Genomic DNA, 18,296 nt, shown 5'->3' on the forward strand with positions numbered 1-18,296 from the left:
CAGAGCGGCCGCGCCGCCGGCCATGCCACCGGCGAGACCGCCGGCCATGCCACCGATGCCACCACCCGCACCGGCTCCCGCGCCGCCGCCGATGCCGCCGCCTGCCCCGATGCCGCCACCGACCCCGGGACCGGCACCCGGGCCGGTACCGATGCTGGGGGCGGCACTGTCGAGACCTGTACCGATCTGGGAGGCGTCCGGAATGTCGCCACCTGAAGCGGTGGGCGACTTCAGGCCGTTGTTGTCGAAGTGCGGGATGCCCTTGCCGGATCCGACGCCACTACCGATACCGGTGCCACCAGGAATGCTCGGGTTGGTTCCGCCGCCGCTGGGGACATTCACGTTGCCAGGGCCGCCGCCGGTGTCCACGTTGTGCGGCTGGAAGGTTTGACCTGTGCCACCGCCTTGGTCAAACTGCTTGGACGTCGACGTGTAGGACGCCGCCAACCCCTCCAGCTTCGTAGCGGCCTGCAGCGACGCCTCCCGCTTGGCGCTCATGCTGCCACTCCACGTTTGGATGACCTTGGAGGTTTCCATCCCGGAGGCGATGTCCGCGTCGATGCTGCTCTGGGCTGCATCGGCCGCTTTCATTTTATTGAGGAAGGAAACCGCGGCGCTAGCGCCGTAGGTGCTGGGGGCAGCCAGCACCGCGGCTACATCCGAGGAGTTCATGCTGCCGAAGTAGTCGCTGACGGAGTCCTTCGCCTCGTCCCACCAGCTGACGTCGAGGTCGTCGACCGCAGTCTTGGCGTCGTCGAGCTTGTCCGCGGCATCGAACAACCCATCCGAGGTGAGCTTCGCTGAACTGCCACCTCCGGCGATCTCCTTGCTGATCCTGCCAGCTTCCTCCGCGAACTTCCCGGCGGAGCCCCCCTTCCAGCTCTCAAGGACCTTCTTCACGGCCTTGTTGAACTGCTCCAGGAGACCGCCGTCCCCGTCCGGGCCGACAAGCTCTTCGTGGACTTCCTTCCAGGCCTGCGAAACTTCCCTGAGGAGCCCGGGGTTGGCATTGGCCACCATGCTCTTCAGGGTGTCGAGGTCCTTCGTGTTGAACGGGGTGTCGAAGCCCCTGCCCGAGGCACCCTCGCCTCGGCCGCCCGTTGGTGCGCTTCCCGTCATTTCGCCGTCCCCCTTCAGGCGTTGCGGTTGGCGACGTTTGAGCCACCGCCCGTGTTGTTGGCCTCGGCATCCTGGTACGAGCCGCGAGCGCCGCCGTTCGTTTCCTTGACCGAGTTGTCGGCCTCGGCGTCCTGGTATGCGCCGTGGGCCTTCCGTGTCTTCTGGCCGAACTTGTCGATCAGGTTCTCGATCTTCTCGATCATGTCTTTCTCGATGCGGGTCTTCATGTCATCGTGCGCGGTGGCCAACTTCCGCGCCTCATCGAAGTCCCCCAGCGCTGCACTCGGAACGTACGTCGAGTGCGCCGCCTTACGCTTCGGCCCGCCCATGTCTTTCAGGACCTGGTTCAGTTCCTTGACCACCTGGTCAAGGGCATCGAGATCGACCTCGTACCCGTCAGCCATCGCAGGCCGCCTTCCCCGTTTTCTTCTGTAACTATGAAGTTCTGTTGTGCCGCGTGCAGTTGGACGCGCAGTGACTACCTCAAGAATCGCCTGAGACGCGCCGAACTCACAAGTTCAACACAGGTTCCCTCACAGAACGTCCTCGCCCCGCCGCCGCAGCCAGTCCCGCCGCGCCATCGCGCCCGCCGCGATCACCGCGAGGCCGAGGCCGCCGCCGATCACCAGGTACGTGCCGTAGCGGGAGTTGCGCTCCGCCGGGGTCTCGCCCAAGGTCAGCTTCGCGGCGGTGATCTTCTCGCCGGCGCCGGGGCCCGCGCCCGCCGCTCCCTGTAGGTCCTCGTTGGTGATCTGCTGGGTCGGCGCGGTCTCGTCCTTGACGGCGGCCACGGGGTCGATGACGCCCCAGCCGATGTTGTTGTCGCGGTACGCGTGCGAGCGCGACGCGGTGTCTTCGAGGTGCCAGATGATCTGCTCCGGCGTCCACTTGGGGTGCTTCTGCTTGAGCAGGGCGGCCACCCCGGCCGCGTACGGGGCGGCGAACGACGTTCCCTGGTCGACGCATTGGCCGCCCTGGGGGACGGTCGAGACCATGTCGACGCCCGGGGCCGCGATGTCCACGTGCTTGTTCGGCGTGGAGAACGGGGCGCGTTCGTTGTTGCGGTCGGAGGCCGCGACGGACAGCACGTTGGGGTTGGGGAGGGCCGCCGGGTAGGTGTCGGAGTCCTTGCCGGACGAGCCGCTGTTGCCGGCAGAGGCGACGATGAGGGCGCCCTTGGCCTCCGCGTTGTTCACCGCGGCCTGCAAGGCGGGCAGCTTGGACACGTTCGCCGTCGTGCCCTGGGAGATGTTGATGATCTTGGCGTCCGCCGAGACGGCCGCGTTGATGGCGTCAACCATGGTCGCCAGGTTGCCGCCCTCCTCCGCCGTGCTCGTCTGTAGGGGCAGGATCTTGGCGTCGGGGGCCAGGCCGTGGAAGCCCGAGCCCTTGATCGGCGAGGCCGCGATGATGCCGGCCACCTTCGTGCCGTGGCCGACGCCGTCGGTCGTGGCCTTGGAGCCCTTCGCGAACGACTTGCCGCCGAGGACCTTCCCCGTCAACTGCTCGTTCTTCGTGTCGACGCCGGTGTCGATGACGGCGACGGTCACGCCGTCACCCTTGAGGGACGTGCCCTCCCACAGCTGCTCCGGGATGACGCGCTGCAGCGACCACGGCGTGCCCTTGATGACGTTGCCGCCGAACTGGCAGTCGGTGGACGCCAGTTGAGGATCGTCGTCGGCGACCGCGGGGGTCGCGGTCAGACAGGCGAGTGCGGCCGTCGCCGCGAGCGCCGCCGCCGTGCGGCGCGCGACAGCAGTAGATGCCACGGTGGGTGCCACGGTCTCTGTTCCCCCTATGAGTTCTGCGTTACGAGTTCGGCGTCAGGAGTTCTGCGTCTGCTCAGCGGCCTTGGTCGTCAGGTCGGGGCCGGACGGCAGGAGCTTGGACCACTGGGCGGGCACCGATACCTTGCTCGTCTTCTCGTAGCCGAGGCGGATCTGCGCCCTGCCGACCTCTTCCTTTTCCGAGCCCGACGAGTCCTTGCCGGAGTCGTTGTTGACAGGAAGGTAGTAGCGCAGGCCCGTGTCGGTGACCAGGTAGTTGAAGCCGCTCGCGGACTTGCCCTCTTCCTCCTGGTAGAGCAGGCCGCTGCCCGGGCTCACGTAGGAGGACGCGCTCGACGCGACCGAGGTGATGGGCAGGGAGGAACCGGCCCAGGTGCTCAGGTTGGTCGACTTGCCGCCGTTGTACACGGAGCAGGAGGTGTCGTTCGAGCCGCCGTTGGCGAGCGAGACGGCCTGGGTGGGCCAGGTGTCGGCGCCCTGCATGGACGCGCCCCTGTCCACCGAGAGCTCGGGCTCCTGGATGATCTTCGGGGTGGAGTCGCTGAGCGTCTCCTGGAGCAGCTTCGCCTGGAAGGCGGTGACGGGGACGACCTTGTCCTGCTCGACGAGGTAGTGGTCGCCGCCATTGGTCTTCAGGAGCGTGCCGGTGGTGCGGAACTTGGGCGGAACGCCGGTCGCGTTGGAGGGCTGGCCGTCGCCCGGCACGTAGGGCAGCTTGATGGGCTGGGGGCTCGGGTTGAGCGTGGCCAGCCAGTCGTCGGTGACGGTGCGCGGCTGAGCGCTGTTGCCGAACAGTGTGCGGACGAGCGAGTCGAGGTTGCCGCCCTGGCCGCCTGTGAGCTTGTACGCCACGCCGCGGCTGCTCACCAGGTACGGCGTCCTGGCCTCGTCCTGGACGTACAGGGCCTTGCCGGAGTCCAGCTTGCCGGAGCCCTTCGCCGAGACCTTCTTCGCGTCGTCCTTGTCGAGTACGAACACGGTCTGCTGCGTGGACGTGGACATCGCGTCGGCACCGCCGATCGCCTGCTGGCACAGCGCCCACGCCTTGGCCGTACCCGCGTCCTTGGTGTTCGGCATTCGGTCGGGGGCGTACGGAATTCCGACCATCGAACCCTGGGTGATATTCGATTCGTCGAGGAACTTCTCCTTGACGGTCTTCACGGAACCCTCACCGCTGTTTTTCGGGTTCAACAGAAGCTTTGCGGACGCCAGGTTGAGGACCGGATGCAGAACGGGCTTGTCCTTGCCGTTCTTATCCTTCTTGTCCGACTTGAGTACCACGTACCGCGTCGCCGACGGATCCGTGACGATGATCCCGGCCTCGGGTGTGTCCCAACCCTTGGGCGCCACCGGACTGATCATGCCGCAGGCGCCGAAGCCCGCCAGGACCACCACGGCCATGACGATCCCCGGGACCGCGTGCTTGAGCGGCCGCGGGGCGCTGTCCACCGATCCATTGGGGAGTGGTTTGAGAAAAGCGGCAACGGTCCGCTTGCGTGCGAAATTGTAGGCATTCAGCTCATCGCGACGTGATGCCATCGTTACGTTTTCTCCCCGTCTTCGCTGGACCGTGCTGGACTATTGCTGCGGGTCCACTTCTCGACCACCCCCGGCGCATGCGCCGCATGGGCCTCTACTATGCCGTGTGGTGATCGGGCCGTAGCGTACGGGTACGGTTTTTCCACGCGCCAGCCGACGTTGGGTCCCGATGGCCCGGGGCGGTCCGATTCCGACCGATTCAACCCAGCCGGCCATCACGATTCAGCACAGTAGCGAGCGAAGGAGCGGGGCGGGGGATGTCCAGCGCCAGCAGGACCCGACAGCGTGGCAATCAGGGGCGACCGGCTCCGAACGGGCGCCGCGGAGGGGGCCGTTCCGGCGGCCGACCCACGGGCCGACCCGGCGGGCAGGGCGGACGCGGTAGCCGTACCGCGCAGGCCGCTCCGCCACCGCAGCAGGAGGCCGCAGGTCCGGCGAGACCGAAGCTGCCTCGCAAGATCGGCAGCTTCGGGCCGATCAGCACGCACCACTTGGTCATCATCGAGATCGCGTTGGCGCTCGTCGTGGCGGCCGCCGCGATCAAGGCGGTGCTGATGGTGCCCGCCGCCATCGTCGGCGGGCTGCTCGTCTTCCTTCAGCTCGGCCGGCGCCGCCGCCACCCGCTTCCCGAGTGGATGGCGATCGGCCGCGCCCTCAAGCGCCGCCGCCGCGCCTTCAGCGGGCCGCCGCCCGCCGACATCGACAGCGGCTTCGCGCCGCTCCTCGAGGCGGACCCGAGCCTGCGTACGTACGAGTACGAGGCCCGGGACCGGCGCCTCGTCGGCTTCGTCGGCGACGGTTCGTTCCTGACGGCACTCGTTCAGGTGGACTCCGCGCCCGGCCCGCTGCGCCCTCAGGGCGACGCGCGGCCGCTGCCCGTCGAACTGCTCGCCGACGCCCTGGATGTCGAGGACATTCACCTCGAATCGGTGCAGTTGGTGCAGTACACCCAGCCCGCGCCCGCCCCGCACCTGCCGCCGCAGGCCCTCGCCGCGCAGGCGTACGCCGCGCTCCAGGCGCAGGCCGGCACCCCGGCGGTGCGGATGACGTGGGTGGCGCTCAAGCTCGACCCCGAGCTGTGCCCGGAGGCCGTGGAGGCGCGCGGCGGTGACCTGCGCGGCGCCCAGCGCGCCCTGCTGCGCGCCGCCGACCAGCTGATCAGCCGGCTCAACGGACGGGGCTTCGTCGCCGAGGTCCTCGACGAGAACGCCGTCCTCTCCGCGCTCTCCGTCGCGACCTGCGTCAACCCGCGCGCCAACCTCAACGCCCAGTCCCAGCAGGGCCGTTCGGGTCCGCGTACCGAGGAGAGCGTGCGCGCCTGGCGGTGCGACGACCGCTGGCACGCCTCGTACTGGATCGGCACGTGGCCGCAGCTCGGCCGCGGTGGCACGCCGCTCGGCGCACTCGCGTCCGGCCTGTCCACGACCCGTACGCTCGCGACGACGTTCAGCGTCGCCCTCGCCCGCGCGGGCCGCGAGGACGTCGCGGTCAGCGGGCACGTGCGCCTCTCGGCGCGCAGCGAGAACGAACTCGGTCAGGCCAAGCGCGAACTCGAGCGCGCCGCCTCCGGCCTCAAGGCCGGCCTCGTCCGTCTCGACCGGGAACAGCTGCCCGGCCTCCTCGCCACCCTTCCCCTCGGAGGCACGCGCTGATGAGCACCCCCGGCAACCAGGACCCCCGCGAACAGATGACGCCCGAGCAGCACGCGGAGCAGGAGCGCCGCGCCGCGGAGGCGGCGGAGCGGCGCAGGCAGTGGGAGGCGCAGCAGGCCGCCGCCCAGCAGCAGGGCGGGTACGGCTACCCGCAACAGGAACAGCAGCAGCAGTTGACGCCCGAGCAGCACGCGGAGCAGCAACGGGCCGCGGAGGCCGCTGAGCGGCGCAGGCAGTGGGAGGCGCAGCAGGCCGCCGCCCAGCAGCAGGACGGATACGGCTACCCGCAGCAGCAGCCGACGCCCGAGGCGGGCGGCTACGGCTATCCGCAGCAGCAGCAACAGCAGCCCACGCCGGAGGCAGGCGGCTACGGGTACCCGCAGCAACAGCAGCAACAGCAGCAACAGCCGACCCCGGACCAGAGCGGCTACGGCTACCCGCAGCAGCCCACGCCCGACCAGGCGGCGCAGCAGCAGGCCGCGCAGCAACAAGCCGCGCAGCAACAGGCGGCCGCGGAACAGGCCGCGCAGCAGCAGGCCGCCGCCCAGCAGCAAGCCGCCGCCCAGCAGGCCGCCGCCTCCCAGCACGCCGAAGAGCAGCGGCAGTTGCGCGCCCGCTATCAGGAGGAGCAGCGCCGCGCGGAGGAGGCCGAGGCTCGTCGCCGCGAGTGGGAGGACCAGCAGCGCCAGCAGCAACTGGCGCAGCAGCAACAGCTCGCGGCCCAGCAGCAGGCGGCCGCCCAGCAGCAGTACGCGCAGCAGCACCCGGACCAGCAGCCGCAGGACCCGTCCCAGGGTGTCGTCGGCGGCATCGCCCAGGTGCCGCAGCAGGCGGCCCCTGCGGCCACCTCCACCATGACGTACGCGCCCGCGCCGGAGGTCGGCTCGGGCCGGCCCACGCACCGGGCGCTCCCCGAGGACCCCGCGCACGAGGACGACTTCGCGGAGTTCGAGGAGGAGTTCACCAGCCCCGGCTACGGGCTGCGCGGCCCGCGCCGTCGTCGGCACGTCATGTCGAAGAAGTCGCTCGGCTCGCTCGGCGTGAGCGTCGGTGACGACGGCGTCGTCATCGGCGTCGACCCGCAGGGCAGCCCCGCCGTCCTCGACGTGCTGCGGCCGAGGCCCCGCGAGATCGTCGTCGTCGGCTCGATGTGGACCGCGCAGATCATCGCGCTGCGCACCGCGGCCATCGGCGCCCGGATCGCCGTCGAGTCCGTGCGGCCCGCCGCGTGGGCGCCGATGGCGCAGGCCGCGGGCGGCGGACTGCAGTGCGTCTCGGTGTACGAGCCGCGCCAGATGGCCGCGCAGGGCGCGTCGGTGGCGAGCCCTGTCCTCGTCGTACGGGACCTGGGCGCGCAGCCCGGACGCTCCCAGATCGCGCCGACGCCCTGGCAGTCGACGCTCACCGTCGTGCCGTTCCTCGGCCCGCGCGCGCCGCGACTGCTCGCCCGCGCCGACGTCATCGGACTGCAGAGCCTCTCCCCGCAGGAGGCCGAGGCCATCGGCCGGGTGCTGCGCCTTCCCGAGCAGCTCACCCAGACGCTGCCGACGCTCAGCGACGCGACGATGCTCTGGATCGCGGGCGACAAGCGCCAGTTCGTGATGGTGCAGCCGACGGAACCGGAGACCGGGCTGCTCGGCGGCCCGCGCCGGATGGACTGACGCCCGGCGGACTCCGGCGTGCGGCGGGTGGTCCCGTAGAGGCCTGGGGTGGCCCCGTGGAGAGCGGGTACGCGACGTGTACCGACGGGTACGTGACAAGTACCGCCTTTACGGTGGCCGCCCCGAACCGTTTACGCTGTCGGGACGAACGGCTGAGACGCAAGTGACGCGGGGCCGCCGCGACGGTCGGGGGCGACGATGCGCGACCCACTACCAGGTCCCGCCGGAACCGGTCGTTCAGGTGCACAGCAGAGACCAGGAGGCACAGTGACCAGTGACCGGGACCAGCGGAACCCGGACCCCGGCGACGGTTCGATCGAGACGGAGCTGACGGGAGAGTTCCGGCTCGATTTCGACGCGCCGTCCTGGTACGCGCAGCCCAGTGAATCGAGTGCGACGCCGCCGTCCGGCACGCCCGCGACCCCCTCGTCCGACACGGCAGGGGGGAGTGCGACTCCTCCGCCGCCCGCGCCGGGTCCCTCGTCCGAGGGGTCCGCGCCGCCGCCGGCCGCGCCTGGTTTTCCGACCTTCGGGGGTACGAACGCGGGTGCGGGGGAGGCGGCTCCGGCCGCGCCCGTCGCACCGCCGGCTGCTCCCGCCGCACCACCGGCGGCTCCTCCTGCTGCCGATCCCGCCCCGTCGAGCCGTAGGGCAGGGGCCGTCGATCCCACGGGTGACCTGTGGGGGGACGACGACGATGACGACGACGCCGATGACGGAGCGGAATCCGGGACGGCGACGTCCGGGGGCGCGGCCGACGTGAACCAGGCGGCGGCTCCGGCTGGTTCGGCCGTGCCTGGTGGTCCGACGGCTGCGGATGGTGCGGCTCCGGCGGCGCCGATTGCGCCGCAGCAGCAGCCGGTTCCTGGTCAGCCGGTTCCGGGTCAGCCGGCTCCGGTGGCGCCGCAGCCGCCTGCCGCTGGTGGTTATGGCTATCCGCAGCCGGCGCCGCAGCAGCAGCCGGTTCCTGGTCAGCCGGCTCCGGTGGCGCCGCAGCCGCCCGCTGCTGGTGGCTACGGCTACCCGCAGCAGCCTGCTCCCGGTCAACAGGCCCCCGCGGCACCGCAGCCGCCCGCCGCTGGTGGCTACGGCTACCCGCAGCAGCAGCCTGCTCCTGGTCAGCCGGCTCCGGCCGCGCCGCAGCCGCCCGCCGACGGTGGTTACGGCTACCCGCAGCCGCCCGCTCCGGGTTACGGCTATCCGCCGCAGCAGCAGCCGGGCCAGCCGCAGCCCCAGCCCCAGGCGCAGCCCGCTCCCGGCCAGCCGGGACAGCCGATGCCTCCGCAGCAGCCGGGTCCGTACGGCCAGCCCGCTCCGGGCCAGCCCGCTCCTCAACAGCCGGGCCCGTACGGGCAGCCGGCCGCCCCGCAGCAGCCGGGTCCCTATGGACAGCCCGCGCCGCAGCAGCAGCCTGCTCCCGGTCAGCCGGCCCCGGCCGCGCCGCAGCCGCCCGCCGACGGTGGTTACGGCTATCCGCAGCCCCCGGCTCCGGGTTACGGCTACCCGCCGCAGCAGCAGCCGGGCCAGCCGCAGCCCGCTCCCGGTCAGGAGCCGGGCCAGGCGCCGCCGCCCGCGCCGCAGGCCCCGTACGGACAGCCGCCCCAGCAGGGTCAGCCGGCTCCAGGTCAGCAGGCCGCTCCCGGGGCCCCCGCCCCGAACGCGTACCCGCAGCCTGCCGTCGACCCGCGCGCGGGCTGGGACCCGGGCGCGGGCCAGCAGCGTTCGGCGCCGGGCGCGCCGCTCGGGTACAACGCGCAGGTGGAGCTGAGCTCCGACCGACTTCTGCGCAACCAGCCCAAGCGCAAGAACAACAACAAGGGCCCCAGCAAGTTCAAGTTGGGCGCCAAGGCGGCGGAGGCCGAGCGGCAGCGCAAGCTCCAGATGATGCGCACGCCGGTCATGTCCTGCTACCGGATCGCCGTGATCAGCCTCAAGGGCGGCGTCGGCAAGACGACCACGACGATGTCGATCGGCGCGACCCTCGCCTCGGAGCGCCAGGACAAGATCCTGGCGATCGACGCCAACCCGGACGCCGGCACGCTCGGCCGCCGTGTGCGTCGCGAGACCGGCGCGACCATCCGCGACCTGGTGCAGAACATCCCGCACCTGCACTCGTACATGGACATCCGCCGGTTCACCTCGCAGGCCCCGTCCGGCCTGGAGATCATCGCCAACGACGTGGACCCGGCCGTCTCGACGTCCTTCAACGACGCCGACTACCGGTCCGCGCTCGACGTCCTGGGCAAGCAGTACCCGATCATCCTCACGGACTCGGGTACCGGCCTGCTCTACTCGGCGATGCGCGGAGTCCTGGACCTGGCCGACCAGTTGATCGTCATCTCGACCCCGTCGGTGGACGGCGCGAGCAGCGCCAGCACGACCCTCGACTGGCTGTCGGCGCACGGGTACGCGGACCTCGTCCAGCGTTCCCTCACGGTCATCTCCGGTGTCCGTGAGACCGGCAAGATGATCAAGGTGGACGACATCGTCAGCCACTTCGAGACGCGCTGCCGCGGCGTGGTCGTCGTCCCGTTCGACGAGCACCTGGCGGCGGGCGCCGAGGTCGACCTCGACATGATGCGCCCGAAGACGCGTGAGGCGTACTTCGAGATCGCGGCGCTGATCGCCGAGGACTTCGCGCAGCGCGCCGAGGCCCAGATGCAGGCGGGCGGCATGTACGGCGGCCAGCAGCCGGGCATGCCCCCGGCCGGCTTCCCGCCGCAGCAGCAGGGCTACGGTCAACAGCCCCCGGCGGCCCCGCAGCCGGGCGGCCAGCAGGGTTACGGCTACCCGCAGCAGCAGCCGCCCCAGGCCCCCCAGCAGCCGCAGCAACAACCGCCGCAGCAGCCGGGTGGCGGCGGCCTGCCGTCCGGCTGGACGCAGCAGCCGCCGCCGCAGTAGGCGACAGCAGTACGCGTAACGCATACGAGGGAGGGGCCACGTCCGACATGGACGTGGCCCCTCCCTCGTATGCGTTACGCGTTCACCGCTGGAAGGTGGTCCGCAGATGCTGGTCGAGCCACGCCGTCCACGCCGGTACGTCGATGTTGTCGTACGGGAAGGCGAACGGCCCGAACCTGCCGGTGACCAGGTCGAGCGAGTCGTGACGGGCGAAGAACATCGACTCCAACTGCCCGCCGGGCCGCCGGTACTCCGACGGGAACCACATCTCGATCTCCTGCCAGAAATCGACCTGCGAGTTGCGACCGCCCGTCGGCGTCCCCTTCTTCACCTCGGCCTCGTCGAAGCGGAAGCCGAGGTTGGAGTACGCCTGCAGCAGCGCGTCCTGCGCCGGCAGCGCGTGCACCTGGATCTCGTCGAAGTCACCGCGGTCCACGGCGTTGTCGACGGTCAGCTCGGTACGCACCGCGACCCGCGCCCCCTTGAGCGGCCGCCCACCCAGGAAGTGCGTCAACGGGGTCTCCCACGGCACCTCGAACGTCACCTGCCCGTCCTTCGTCTCCCCGGCCTTCAGCTCGAACTTCTCACCGAGCACGAGGGACTTGACGATGCCCGGGTTGCTCCACAGGACCTCGGTCTCCTCCAGGTCCTCGAACCGGGTGACGATCTCGATCCGGACCCGCTCCACCTCGATGTCCACGGAGCCGCCCTGCAGCCGCACATCGCAGTGCAACTGATCCCCCGGCCGTACGGCGCTCGCACTGAGCGTGGTCTCGACCTCGGGCGCACCGACACCGAGCGAACTGAGGAACTTCCGAAAAGCCACGAATGCCCACTCCCCGGGCCACCGGCTCCTCCACCTGGACCTTCCAGGCACCCGCCCCGACCCGCCGCGAAAACACTAAATCATGAGCCTGGGAGCGCAGTTGGGCCTCCGCCCGCAATGGCTCGGGTGATCCTGGATGTGCGAGAAGAACTCACTGGAAGGGCAGTGTGGCCAGCCCGAAGACCCCGACGGCCAGACGGAAAAGGACCGCGAGGACAAGCCCGATTCCGCCGATGACCCACAGCCATTCCTCCGTGGGCTTCAGCCGCTTGGGGATCAACTGGTCCGCCTGCTTCGAAGAAGGTCCGATGCCCTTCTTCGGGAAGGACCCCGTCAGCGCGCACTTGAACCCGTACGCGAAAACCAGCAGAAGGAAGAAGCCGCCGCAGAGGTAATTGGCCACGGATTCCACGTTGGTGATGGCGAGCGTGCCACTGTCGGCACGATTCACCGCGAGCTCGTCGGCGTGCGCCGTGGTGACCTTCTTGGCGGCGTCGGACTCGGCGCCGTTCATGCTCAACGTGATCTCCGCGGACCGGTCGACGACGTCGCCGTCGGACGAGCGGAACGTCCCGTGGCACGTCGTCTGGTAGGCCACAGGTCCCACATTCGCGGACCTGCTCTCCGTGTAGTCCTCAACGCACTTGCTGATGGCGAGTTTTCCGTGCGAGCCGACGTATCCGCTGGACATCGTGGCGTTGAAGAAGGTCCAGCACATACCGCCGATGGTCAGCACCACCAGTACGATGCCGAAGACCCGGCCCATCGGCGACGGCGGGGGGACGGGTCCTGTGTCTTCGGGGGGCGACTGGCCGGCGGGCGGCTGGGGTGAGGGGGTAGGCGTCTTCACCGGTTCTCCGTGGGGTTGACGCCGGTATTCGTGTGGCGTCGATGTCGATGAGCGCCGATACGGTATCTCGGAGTCGATGGACGGACTTGGTGATCACCGAATGGCGACCGGCTTCGGTGGGGGCCATGGATGGCCTGTGTGAGAACCGTGTGCACGCGGCGTGGCCTGGTTCGGCGGTCGACTAATCTGGTGGCCGGGATTCGACTGTGGTCCCGACAGCGACAGGCAGCAGGGGGAACACATGGCGGGCCCGCAGTTCGATGTCGATCCGGACGTCCTGAAGGCGCAGGCTCGGAGCTTTGACCGGATGGCGAGCGAGTTCGCCTCCAAGTCGAAGCAATTCGAGGAACGGATGCAAGCGCTCGAGAAGGGCTGGGGCGAGGACGACGTCAAGCTCGTCAGCGCGCTCCTCGACGTGTACGGGCCGGTGAGCGGAGGCATCCTCGGCGCCCTCGAGCACCTTGGTGAGGCCCTGAAGGGCGTGGGCGAGAAGCTCGACTCCACGGCGCGCAGCTACGAGCAGACGGAAGAGGATCACCTCCACGCGCTGAAGCAGGCGGCTCAGCAGCGTCACGGCTGAGCCGGTTGCGCGCGCGACCGTCAGGTCACCCGTCCATGTCCCATCCGCATGTGCCGATCCGGCGGCGCAACTCTGTGTCCTGAGGGGAAAATCCCGTGTCCATCATGTTGCCCGGGGAGCTCGACTGGGTTCTCGATCTACTGGGTTTTGAATGGCCGAATATCGACGAGGACCTGCTGAACCAGGCCGCTCAGGAATGGCGTGACTTCGGTCAGGCCGTTGCCGAGTACCAGGAGCAGGGCAATGCGGCGGCGAGCCTCGTCATGAGCGCGCACGTCGGTGATGCCGCGGACGCCTTCATGAAGGAGTGGGGCAAGTTCGCCGACAACGGTCTCGGTATCGGCGGACACGGCATCGGCTATCTGGACGGCTTGGCCGGAGCCGGTGAAGTGCTGGCGCTGATGCTCGAGATCTGTGCGATCGCCGTGATTGCTCTGAAGATCTTCGTCATCGTCCAACTCATCGACCTGGCCATCGAGTTCGCCATCGCCCAGGCCTCCGCGCCGGTCACGTTGGGTGCCTCGGAGGCCGCGCTCGCCGGCCGCGTCGTCATGATCCGGATGCTGGTCAAGCGCGCTCTGACCGAAGCGGCCCAGAAGGTCGAAGAGGCGGTCGTCAAGGCCGTCAAGGAGCGCGTCGTCGTCAAGGCCAAGGACATGGCCGTCGACCTGGCGAAGGATGTCGGCAAGAAGGTGGCCGGCGAGCTGGCTTCCCAGGGCATCAAGGCGTCGTTCGGTGCGGGCGGCGGCTGGGGCGAGAGCCTGACGTCGCTCGGCGTCGCCGCCGCCAACCCTGTGCTGGGCAAGGTCGCCGGAGAGATCAAGGAAGACGACGACGGTTCCGGCTACCACTTCGAGACGAAGGCTGGTGGCAAGGTCGTCGAGGGCGCGATCGACGCGGCGCAGGGCGACTCGGGCGGCCTGTCGAAGATGGCGCAGGGTTCCGGCGAGCTCTTCAACAACTTCACGGAGAAGAAGGGCGAGGAGTCGGGCAGCGGCACGACGTCCGAGTCCGGTGGCGGTTCCGGAGAGGGATCCGGCGGCGGTACGACATCGGGGTCGGGCGGCGGTGCGACGTCCGAGTCGGGTGGTGGGACCACTTCGGAGTCCGGCGGTGGCACGACGTCCGAGTCGGGTGGTGGGACCACATCCGAGTCGGGCAGCGGCACGACGTCCGAGTCCGGTGGCGGGGCCACTTCGGAGTCCGGCGGTGGGACGTCGCAGGAGTCCGGTGGCGGTACGACCGAGGGGTCCGGAGAAGGCACCTCGCAGGAGTCGGGCAGCGGCGCCGCGCAGGAGGCCGGCGCGGCCGAGGCGCCGCCGGGGCCCAGGCAGGGCAGTGCGACGAGCGCCGAGGGCGTCCCCGAGAGCGACCGCGTCCGCACCGTATTCGGCTGACCGGCTACACAGACATCCCGCCGTACCCGCCCCGAAGAGGAGACCAACACATCATGAGCACCGGCAACCGCTTCGGCCCGGAGGGCGAGCGCGAGTACCCGATCGAGGACAAGAACCTCACCGAGGAGCAGAACGAGCAGTTGACGGCGTCGCTGCGCAAGGTGCGTGACATGAAGGGTGCGCCGCCCGCGTTGCAGGACCTCGCGCGTCAACTTCTCGGTGGGCGTATGGAGTTGAAGGACGTGCTGGATTCGTCGTCGGGTCATCGTGCCCTGGGTGAGGGTCTTGCTCCGATGCGGGAGCAGTGGCGGAACATGTCGCCGCAGGAGCGGCAGCAGGTCCGGGACTACGACCCGGACGAGGACCCGAAGAAGGCCCCCGGGCGCGACGGCAGGATTCGCTGATAACCGTGGCTACCAATAGCGAGGCGTGGCAGCGCCATCGGACCCGGCGGTCGTTCGTGTACCGGCGGGGAACGGGCTGGATCTTCGGCGCCGTACTCGTCGTGTTCGCCGTCAAGATCCTGATCTCCGCGGGCAGTTGGGTCGGCTGGCAGGCCACGCCCGATGATGGCGTCGGCGCGCCCGGACTGTTCAAGGTCGCCGCGTGTGCGCCCGCTGGGGACGACTACCGGTGCACGGGCGCCTTCCGGGAGAACGGCGGAAGTCACCGGACGTTCGACGACGCTGTCTTCGTGGCGCCCTCCGAGCAGATCAAGGGCAGCCTGACGGCCGTCTACCGGGCGCCGGACGGTGGCTACTCGTACGACAACCCGGGCGAGGTCACCACGGGGATGCTCGGTGGGGCGTCCATGGTGTTCGGCGCGGCCGCATTGATGATCGGCACCGGCATCTTCTTCCTGGCGACCGGATACACGCCGCGTCCGCCGCGGATGAGCGGCAGCTGGTCCCGCTGGGGTCGCGTCCCCTTCGGGGAGGCATGGCAGATCGTGCGCTCCCGCGCCCTGCTCCTCTGGTCGATCGTCGCCTTCTGCGCCCTGGGACTCGTACTGCTGGCGACGGGGCCGCTCGTGGTGTTCCTGGCGTAACGCGCGGGCACGGCAACGCCGTGGGCCCCCGAGTCGCACTCGACTCGGGGCCCACGTGTGTGACCGGTCAGATGAGGATCTTCGCCAGGATGATGCCGATGACGGCGGCGGAGGCCACCGTGATGACCGTGCCCCGCGTCCCGGGGCCGACGCTCTCACGCCAGGCGACCTTGAGCGGAAGGCTCCCGCCGCCGCCTCGCGGCCAGTCGGCCCTGAGGGAGAAGATCCCGGCCGCGAGGAAGAAGAGGCTGCCCAGCGCGATGAGCGCGGACTGCTCCGTCTTCTCCGGGTTCGACGTGTTGAATTCGCCGAGGAAGTTACCGGGGACCGTGTCGGGGTTCAGGTGGGCAGCGTGCAGTTCCGTGCCCTTGCCCCCGGTGTTCATCAGCTTGCGGAGGTAGGCGTCGCCGTCGGTGACCGGGGCATCCCCGGGCTGCAGCGTCATGCGGACGGATGTGGCGCCCGCGGCACCCCCGTCGGGACGGAACGCGCCGTCGCACGTCACCTCCAGTTCGTGCGAGGAGCCGTTGCCGCGGGAGCCGCCGCCAGGAGTCCTGCCGACGGTCTTTTCGCACGAACTCGCCGTGAAGGTCCCACGAGTTCCGATGTTGCCGCCGGAATAGACGGCCTGGAACGAGAACCAGGCCGCCAACACCACAAAGGCCGCAATCAATCCAAATCCGAGAACGCCGCGATCCCGCAAGCGGGTCTTCGGCTGCGGTGCCACAGGCTGACTCACGAAAAATACCGACCTTCGGTGTGTGGGGGAATGAAGGGGGAGGCGCTTACGGTCGCGGGCCCGAACGCCCGGTCCGTTAGGGTACGGGACGCGATGCGCCGCGCTTGGGCCCACGCCAGAGCCGGGCGCCGGAGCTCGCTGGCGAAGGCGGTTCGCCACGTACACATGACACACAGCTAGGGGGCGCCACGCGATGAGTAGTGGTGGAAACGGTTATGGCCCGGAGGGTGAGCGCGAGTACCCGATCGAGGACAAGAACCTCACCGAGGAGCAGAACGAGCAGTTGACGGCGTCGCTGCGCAAGGTGCGTGACATGAAGGGTGCGCCGCCCGCGTTGCAGGACCTCGCGCGTCAACTTCTCGGTGGGCGTATGGAGTTGAAGGACGTGCTGGATTCGTCGTCGGGTCATCGTGCCCTGGGTGAGGGTCTTGCTCCGATGCGGGAGCAGTGGCGGAACATGTCGCCGCAGGAGCGGCAGCAGGTCCGGGACTACGACCCGGACGAGGACCCGAAGAAGGCCCCCGGGCGCGACGGCAGGATTCGTTGAGGACGGGATCCGACGTGACATCTACGGGGGCCGCCGACCAGTACGTGGCTCGGCGCAATTACATCTTCCGGCGCATGTTCGGCTGGCTGACGGGGATCGCCATCGTGGTCATCGGGGGTGCGACGGCCTGGGCGGGCGTCGGGTACCTCGACGGCCACGTGACGGTCTCGGCGCGGCCGGGATCCGTCGTGGTGCGGTCGTGCGAGCCCGCGGACCCGGGCTACACCTGCACCGGCACCTTCGAGGACGACAAGACGGGCGAGAAGACGCAGGGCGCCGCCTTGGCGAACGACCGCGACGCCATCCCGAGCGCCGCGCTCCCCGCGTTCAAGACGGACGACGGCTACACGGCCACGGCCGACGGCGAACTCACCACGGCCAAGCTGTCCAGGGCGCTCTTCTGGCTCGGCCTCACGGATCTGCTGTGGCTCGTCGGCGCCTTCTTCCTGCTGACCGGTTACCAGCCGCGGCCGCCCCTCCACTACGGCCCCTTCATCGGCGTCTGGCGTGAACGCGAACGCCGTTTCGGCCGGGTCACGTTGGAGGAGGGCTGGCACGTCGTGCGGCACGAGCGTGGTCCGGCGCTGCCGATCCTCGTCGTCGTGACGGTGCTGTGTCCTGTGCTGTTCGTCGGGAGCTGGCTGGCGGGGGGCGCGTGATGTGAGCGCTTCTTCGGGATCGCCGGGGCCGGTGCCCCCGATGGGCATGTGACCGTCTCGGCACACCCCGGGGTCAACGGGGTCAACCACGTGCCGCGGGCCCGTACCCAACATCGACCGTGTGGGTACGGGCCCGCGCGCGTGACGAGCCTGCTCGTCTACAGCACAAGCCCCAAGAGCAGCGACACCACCACGCCCAGCGCCCCGACCGCGGCCAGCCCGAAGAGGACCGGCCGGGTCGCTCCGCCCGCCGTGGACCGCCACGCGGCGCCGTACGACACCCTGCTGCGTCTGCCGGTGTGGCCGGTCACCGTCATGAAGGCGCCCAGCGCGGTGCCGATCAGCCAGGCGAAGGCGAAGGCGAACATCAGCCCGCCGTTCCAGGCGCTGGCCTCGACGTACGAGAACTGACGGCTCTCCAGCGTCGAGGCGGAGTCCGTCTGCGTCACCGAGATCTTCGAGCCCGCGGAGTGGGAGGACGAAGGCTCGAGGAAGGCGTTGGGGTCGCTGCCCTTGCCGCCGTCCGCACTGAACGTCCCGTGGCACTCCACCTCTTCACGGGTGCGGTGCTTGCCGTGCGAGCGGTAGCTGACGGTCTGCGTCGAGCACTGGGAGACCGTGAACTCGCCGTGCGTTCCGCGCAGCCCGGCGGCGTACATGGCCTGCCAGGCGAAGATGCCGCCGGCGATGAGCGTGACGAGCATGACGCAGACGCCGATGAGGCGTGCCTTCAACGGGACCTGGTGCTTCGGGGGCATGGGCGCGGGCGCGGGTGCCTGCGGCGGCGGGTAGGCGCCGGGAGGTTGCTGCGGGTACGGCGCCGGGGGAGGGCCCTGCTGCGGGTACGGCCCGGGAGCGGGCTGCTGCTGATACGGACCCGGCGGCGGGTAGCCACCAGGCGGCGGAGGCGGGTAGCCACCCGGATTGGGTTGCTGCTGGTAGTGGGACATCTTTCGGGTGATTCCCCCTGTGCCGAACGGATCGCGGTACG

General features: G+C 69.8%; 16 protein-coding genes and 1 pseudogene. 9 read left to right on the forward strand and 8 right to left on the reverse strand.

Annotated elements, in window-relative coordinates:
* The 4 genes and pseudogenes from OKJ99_RS34620 to eccB form a co-directional block, all read right to left on the reverse strand.
* Window positions 1-1,119 (reverse strand): annotated as a pseudogene (locus OKJ99_RS34620) (hypothetical protein); the annotation flags it as partial.
* Between the two features lie 14 nt (window positions 1,120-1,133).
* Window positions 1,134-1,523, reverse strand: coding sequence for a hypothetical protein (locus OKJ99_RS34625; RefSeq protein WP_326022200.1), 390 nt, complete (start codon window positions 1,521-1,523; stop codon window positions 1,134-1,136).
* A 129-nt stretch (window positions 1,524-1,652) separates the two neighbouring features.
* Complete coding sequence (mycP, locus tag OKJ99_RS34630; protein WP_326022202.1) at window positions 1,653-2,888, reverse strand: type VII secretion-associated serine protease mycosin; 1,236 nt, start codon at window positions 2,886-2,888, stop codon at window positions 1,653-1,655.
* 54 nt (window positions 2,889-2,942) lie between these two features.
* Window positions 2,943-4,445 carry a type VII secretion protein EccB gene (gene eccB / locus OKJ99_RS34635; protein ID WP_326022204.1) on the reverse strand — a complete coding sequence of 501 codons (1,503 nt, stop codon included), beginning with the start codon at window positions 4,443-4,445 and terminating at the stop codon, window positions 2,943-2,945.
* Window positions 4,446-4,702: 257 nt separating this feature from the next.
* Between eccB and eccE the strand changes: the two genes are divergently transcribed.
* The 3 genes from eccE (at window position 4,703) to OKJ99_RS34650 (ending at window position 10,659) form a co-directional block, all read left to right on the forward strand.
* A complete protein-coding gene (gene eccE / locus OKJ99_RS34640; RefSeq protein WP_407700822.1) occupies window positions 4,703-6,097 on the forward strand; it encodes a type VII secretion protein EccE in 1,395 nt (464 codons plus the stop codon).
* Window positions 6,097-7,758: a hypothetical protein gene (locus OKJ99_RS34645; RefSeq protein WP_326022206.1), complete on the forward strand. Its 1,662-nt coding sequence runs from the start codon at window positions 6,097-6,099 to the stop codon at window positions 7,756-7,758. The genes eccE and OKJ99_RS34645 overlap by 1 nt, the downstream gene beginning before the upstream one ends.
* 267 nt (window positions 7,759-8,025) lie before the next feature.
* On the forward strand, window positions 8,026-10,659 hold the full coding sequence (locus OKJ99_RS34650) for a MinD/ParA family protein (protein WP_326022208.1): 2,634 nt from the start codon (window positions 8,026-8,028) through the stop codon (window positions 10,657-10,659).
* A gap of 82 nt (window positions 10,660-10,741) precedes the next feature.
* Here the strand turns inward: OKJ99_RS34650 and OKJ99_RS34655 are convergent, their stop codons facing one another.
* Complete coding sequence (locus OKJ99_RS34655) at window positions 10,742-11,485, reverse strand: sporulation protein (RefSeq protein WP_326022209.1); 744 nt, start codon at window positions 11,483-11,485, stop codon at window positions 10,742-10,744.
* A 151-nt stretch (window positions 11,486-11,636) separates the two neighbouring features.
* The gene (locus OKJ99_RS34660; RefSeq protein ID WP_326022210.1) at window positions 11,637-12,335 is read right to left on the reverse strand and encodes a hypothetical protein; all 699 of its coding nucleotides are present in this window, start codon (window positions 12,333-12,335) and stop codon (window positions 11,637-11,639) included.
* A 241-nt stretch (window positions 12,336-12,576) separates the two neighbouring features.
* On the opposite strand from OKJ99_RS34660, the gene OKJ99_RS34665 reads away from it, so the two are divergent.
* The 4 genes from OKJ99_RS34665 (at window position 12,577) to OKJ99_RS34680 (ending at window position 15,360) form a co-directional block, all read left to right on the forward strand.
* Window positions 12,577-12,915: a WXG100 family type VII secretion target gene (locus tag OKJ99_RS34665; RefSeq protein ID WP_326022212.1), complete on the forward strand. Its 339-nt coding sequence runs from the start codon at window positions 12,577-12,579 to the stop codon at window positions 12,913-12,915.
* A 104-nt stretch (window positions 12,916-13,019) separates the two neighbouring features.
* The gene (locus tag OKJ99_RS34670) at window positions 13,020-14,312 is read left to right on the forward strand and encodes a WXG100-like domain-containing protein (protein ID WP_456115205.1); all 1,293 of its coding nucleotides are present in this window, start codon (window positions 13,020-13,022) and stop codon (window positions 14,310-14,312) included.
* Window positions 14,313-14,365: 53 nt separating this feature from the next.
* A complete protein-coding gene (locus tag OKJ99_RS34675; protein ID WP_326022215.1) occupies window positions 14,366-14,716 on the forward strand; it encodes a hypothetical protein in 351 nt (116 codons plus the stop codon).
* Between the two features lie 5 nt (window positions 14,717-14,721).
* A complete protein-coding gene (locus OKJ99_RS34680) occupies window positions 14,722-15,360 on the forward strand; it encodes a hypothetical protein (RefSeq protein WP_326022217.1) in 639 nt (212 codons plus the stop codon).
* 67 nt (window positions 15,361-15,427) lie between these two features.
* On the opposite strand, the gene OKJ99_RS34685 is transcribed toward OKJ99_RS34680, so the two are convergent.
* The gene (locus tag OKJ99_RS34685; RefSeq protein WP_326022219.1) at window positions 15,428-16,033 is read right to left on the reverse strand and encodes a hypothetical protein; all 606 of its coding nucleotides are present in this window, start codon (window positions 16,031-16,033) and stop codon (window positions 15,428-15,430) included.
* Between the two features lie 259 nt (window positions 16,034-16,292).
* Here OKJ99_RS34685 and OKJ99_RS34690 point away from each other — a divergent pair, with 259 nt between their 5' ends.
* Window positions 16,293-16,646 (forward strand): hypothetical protein, encoded by a 354-nt coding sequence (locus OKJ99_RS34690; protein ID WP_326022220.1) that lies wholly within the window; start codon window positions 16,293-16,295, stop codon window positions 16,644-16,646.
* A gap of 14 nt (window positions 16,647-16,660) precedes the next feature.
* On the forward strand, window positions 16,661-17,305 hold the full coding sequence (locus tag OKJ99_RS34695) for a hypothetical protein (protein WP_326022221.1): 645 nt from the start codon (window positions 16,661-16,663) through the stop codon (window positions 17,303-17,305).
* A gap of 158 nt (window positions 17,306-17,463) precedes the next feature.
* Here the strand turns inward: OKJ99_RS34695 and OKJ99_RS34700 are convergent, their stop codons facing one another.
* Entirely contained in the window at window positions 17,464-18,255 is a 792-nt protein-coding gene (locus tag OKJ99_RS34700; protein WP_326022222.1) for a hypothetical protein, read from the reverse strand.
* Between the last annotated feature and the right edge of the window lie 41 nt (window positions 18,256-18,296).

The organism is Streptomyces endophyticus, from assembly GCF_035798155.1.
Taxonomy (GTDB): domain Bacteria; phylum Actinomycetota; class Actinomycetes; order Streptomycetales; family Streptomycetaceae; genus Streptomyces; species Streptomyces endophyticus.

Bases quoted from the DNA above. Each gene is read 5' to 3' on its own strand.
- OKJ99_RS34625 (WP_326022200.1), bottom strand. From the start codon at position 1,523: ATGGCTGACGGGTACGAGGTCGATCTCGATGCCCTTGACCAGGTGGTC.
- eccB (WP_326022204.1), bottom strand. From the start codon at position 4,445: ATGGCATCACGTCGCGATGAGCTGAATGCCTACAATTTCGCACGCAAG.
- eccE (WP_407700822.1), top strand. From the start codon at position 4,703: ATGTCCAGCGCCAGCAGGACCCGACAGCGTGGCAATCAGGGGCGACCG.
- OKJ99_RS34645 (WP_326022206.1), top strand. From the start codon at position 6,097: ATGAGCACCCCCGGCAACCAGGACCCCCGCGAACAGATGACGCCCGAG.
- OKJ99_RS34665 (WP_326022212.1), top strand. From the start codon at position 12,577: ATGGCGGGCCCGCAGTTCGATGTCGATCCGGACGTCCTGAAGGCGCAG.
- OKJ99_RS34670 (WP_456115205.1), top strand. From the start codon at position 13,020: ATGTTGCCCGGGGAGCTCGACTGGGTTCTCGATCTACTGGGTTTTGAA.
- OKJ99_RS34675 (WP_326022215.1), top strand. From the start codon at position 14,366: ATGAGCACCGGCAACCGCTTCGGCCCGGAGGGCGAGCGCGAGTACCCG.
- OKJ99_RS34690 (WP_326022220.1), top strand. From the start codon at position 16,293: ATGAGTAGTGGTGGAAACGGTTATGGCCCGGAGGGTGAGCGCGAGTAC.
- OKJ99_RS34700 (WP_326022222.1), bottom strand. From the start codon at position 18,255: ATGTCCCACTACCAGCAGCAACCCAATCCGGGTGGCTACCCGCCTCCG.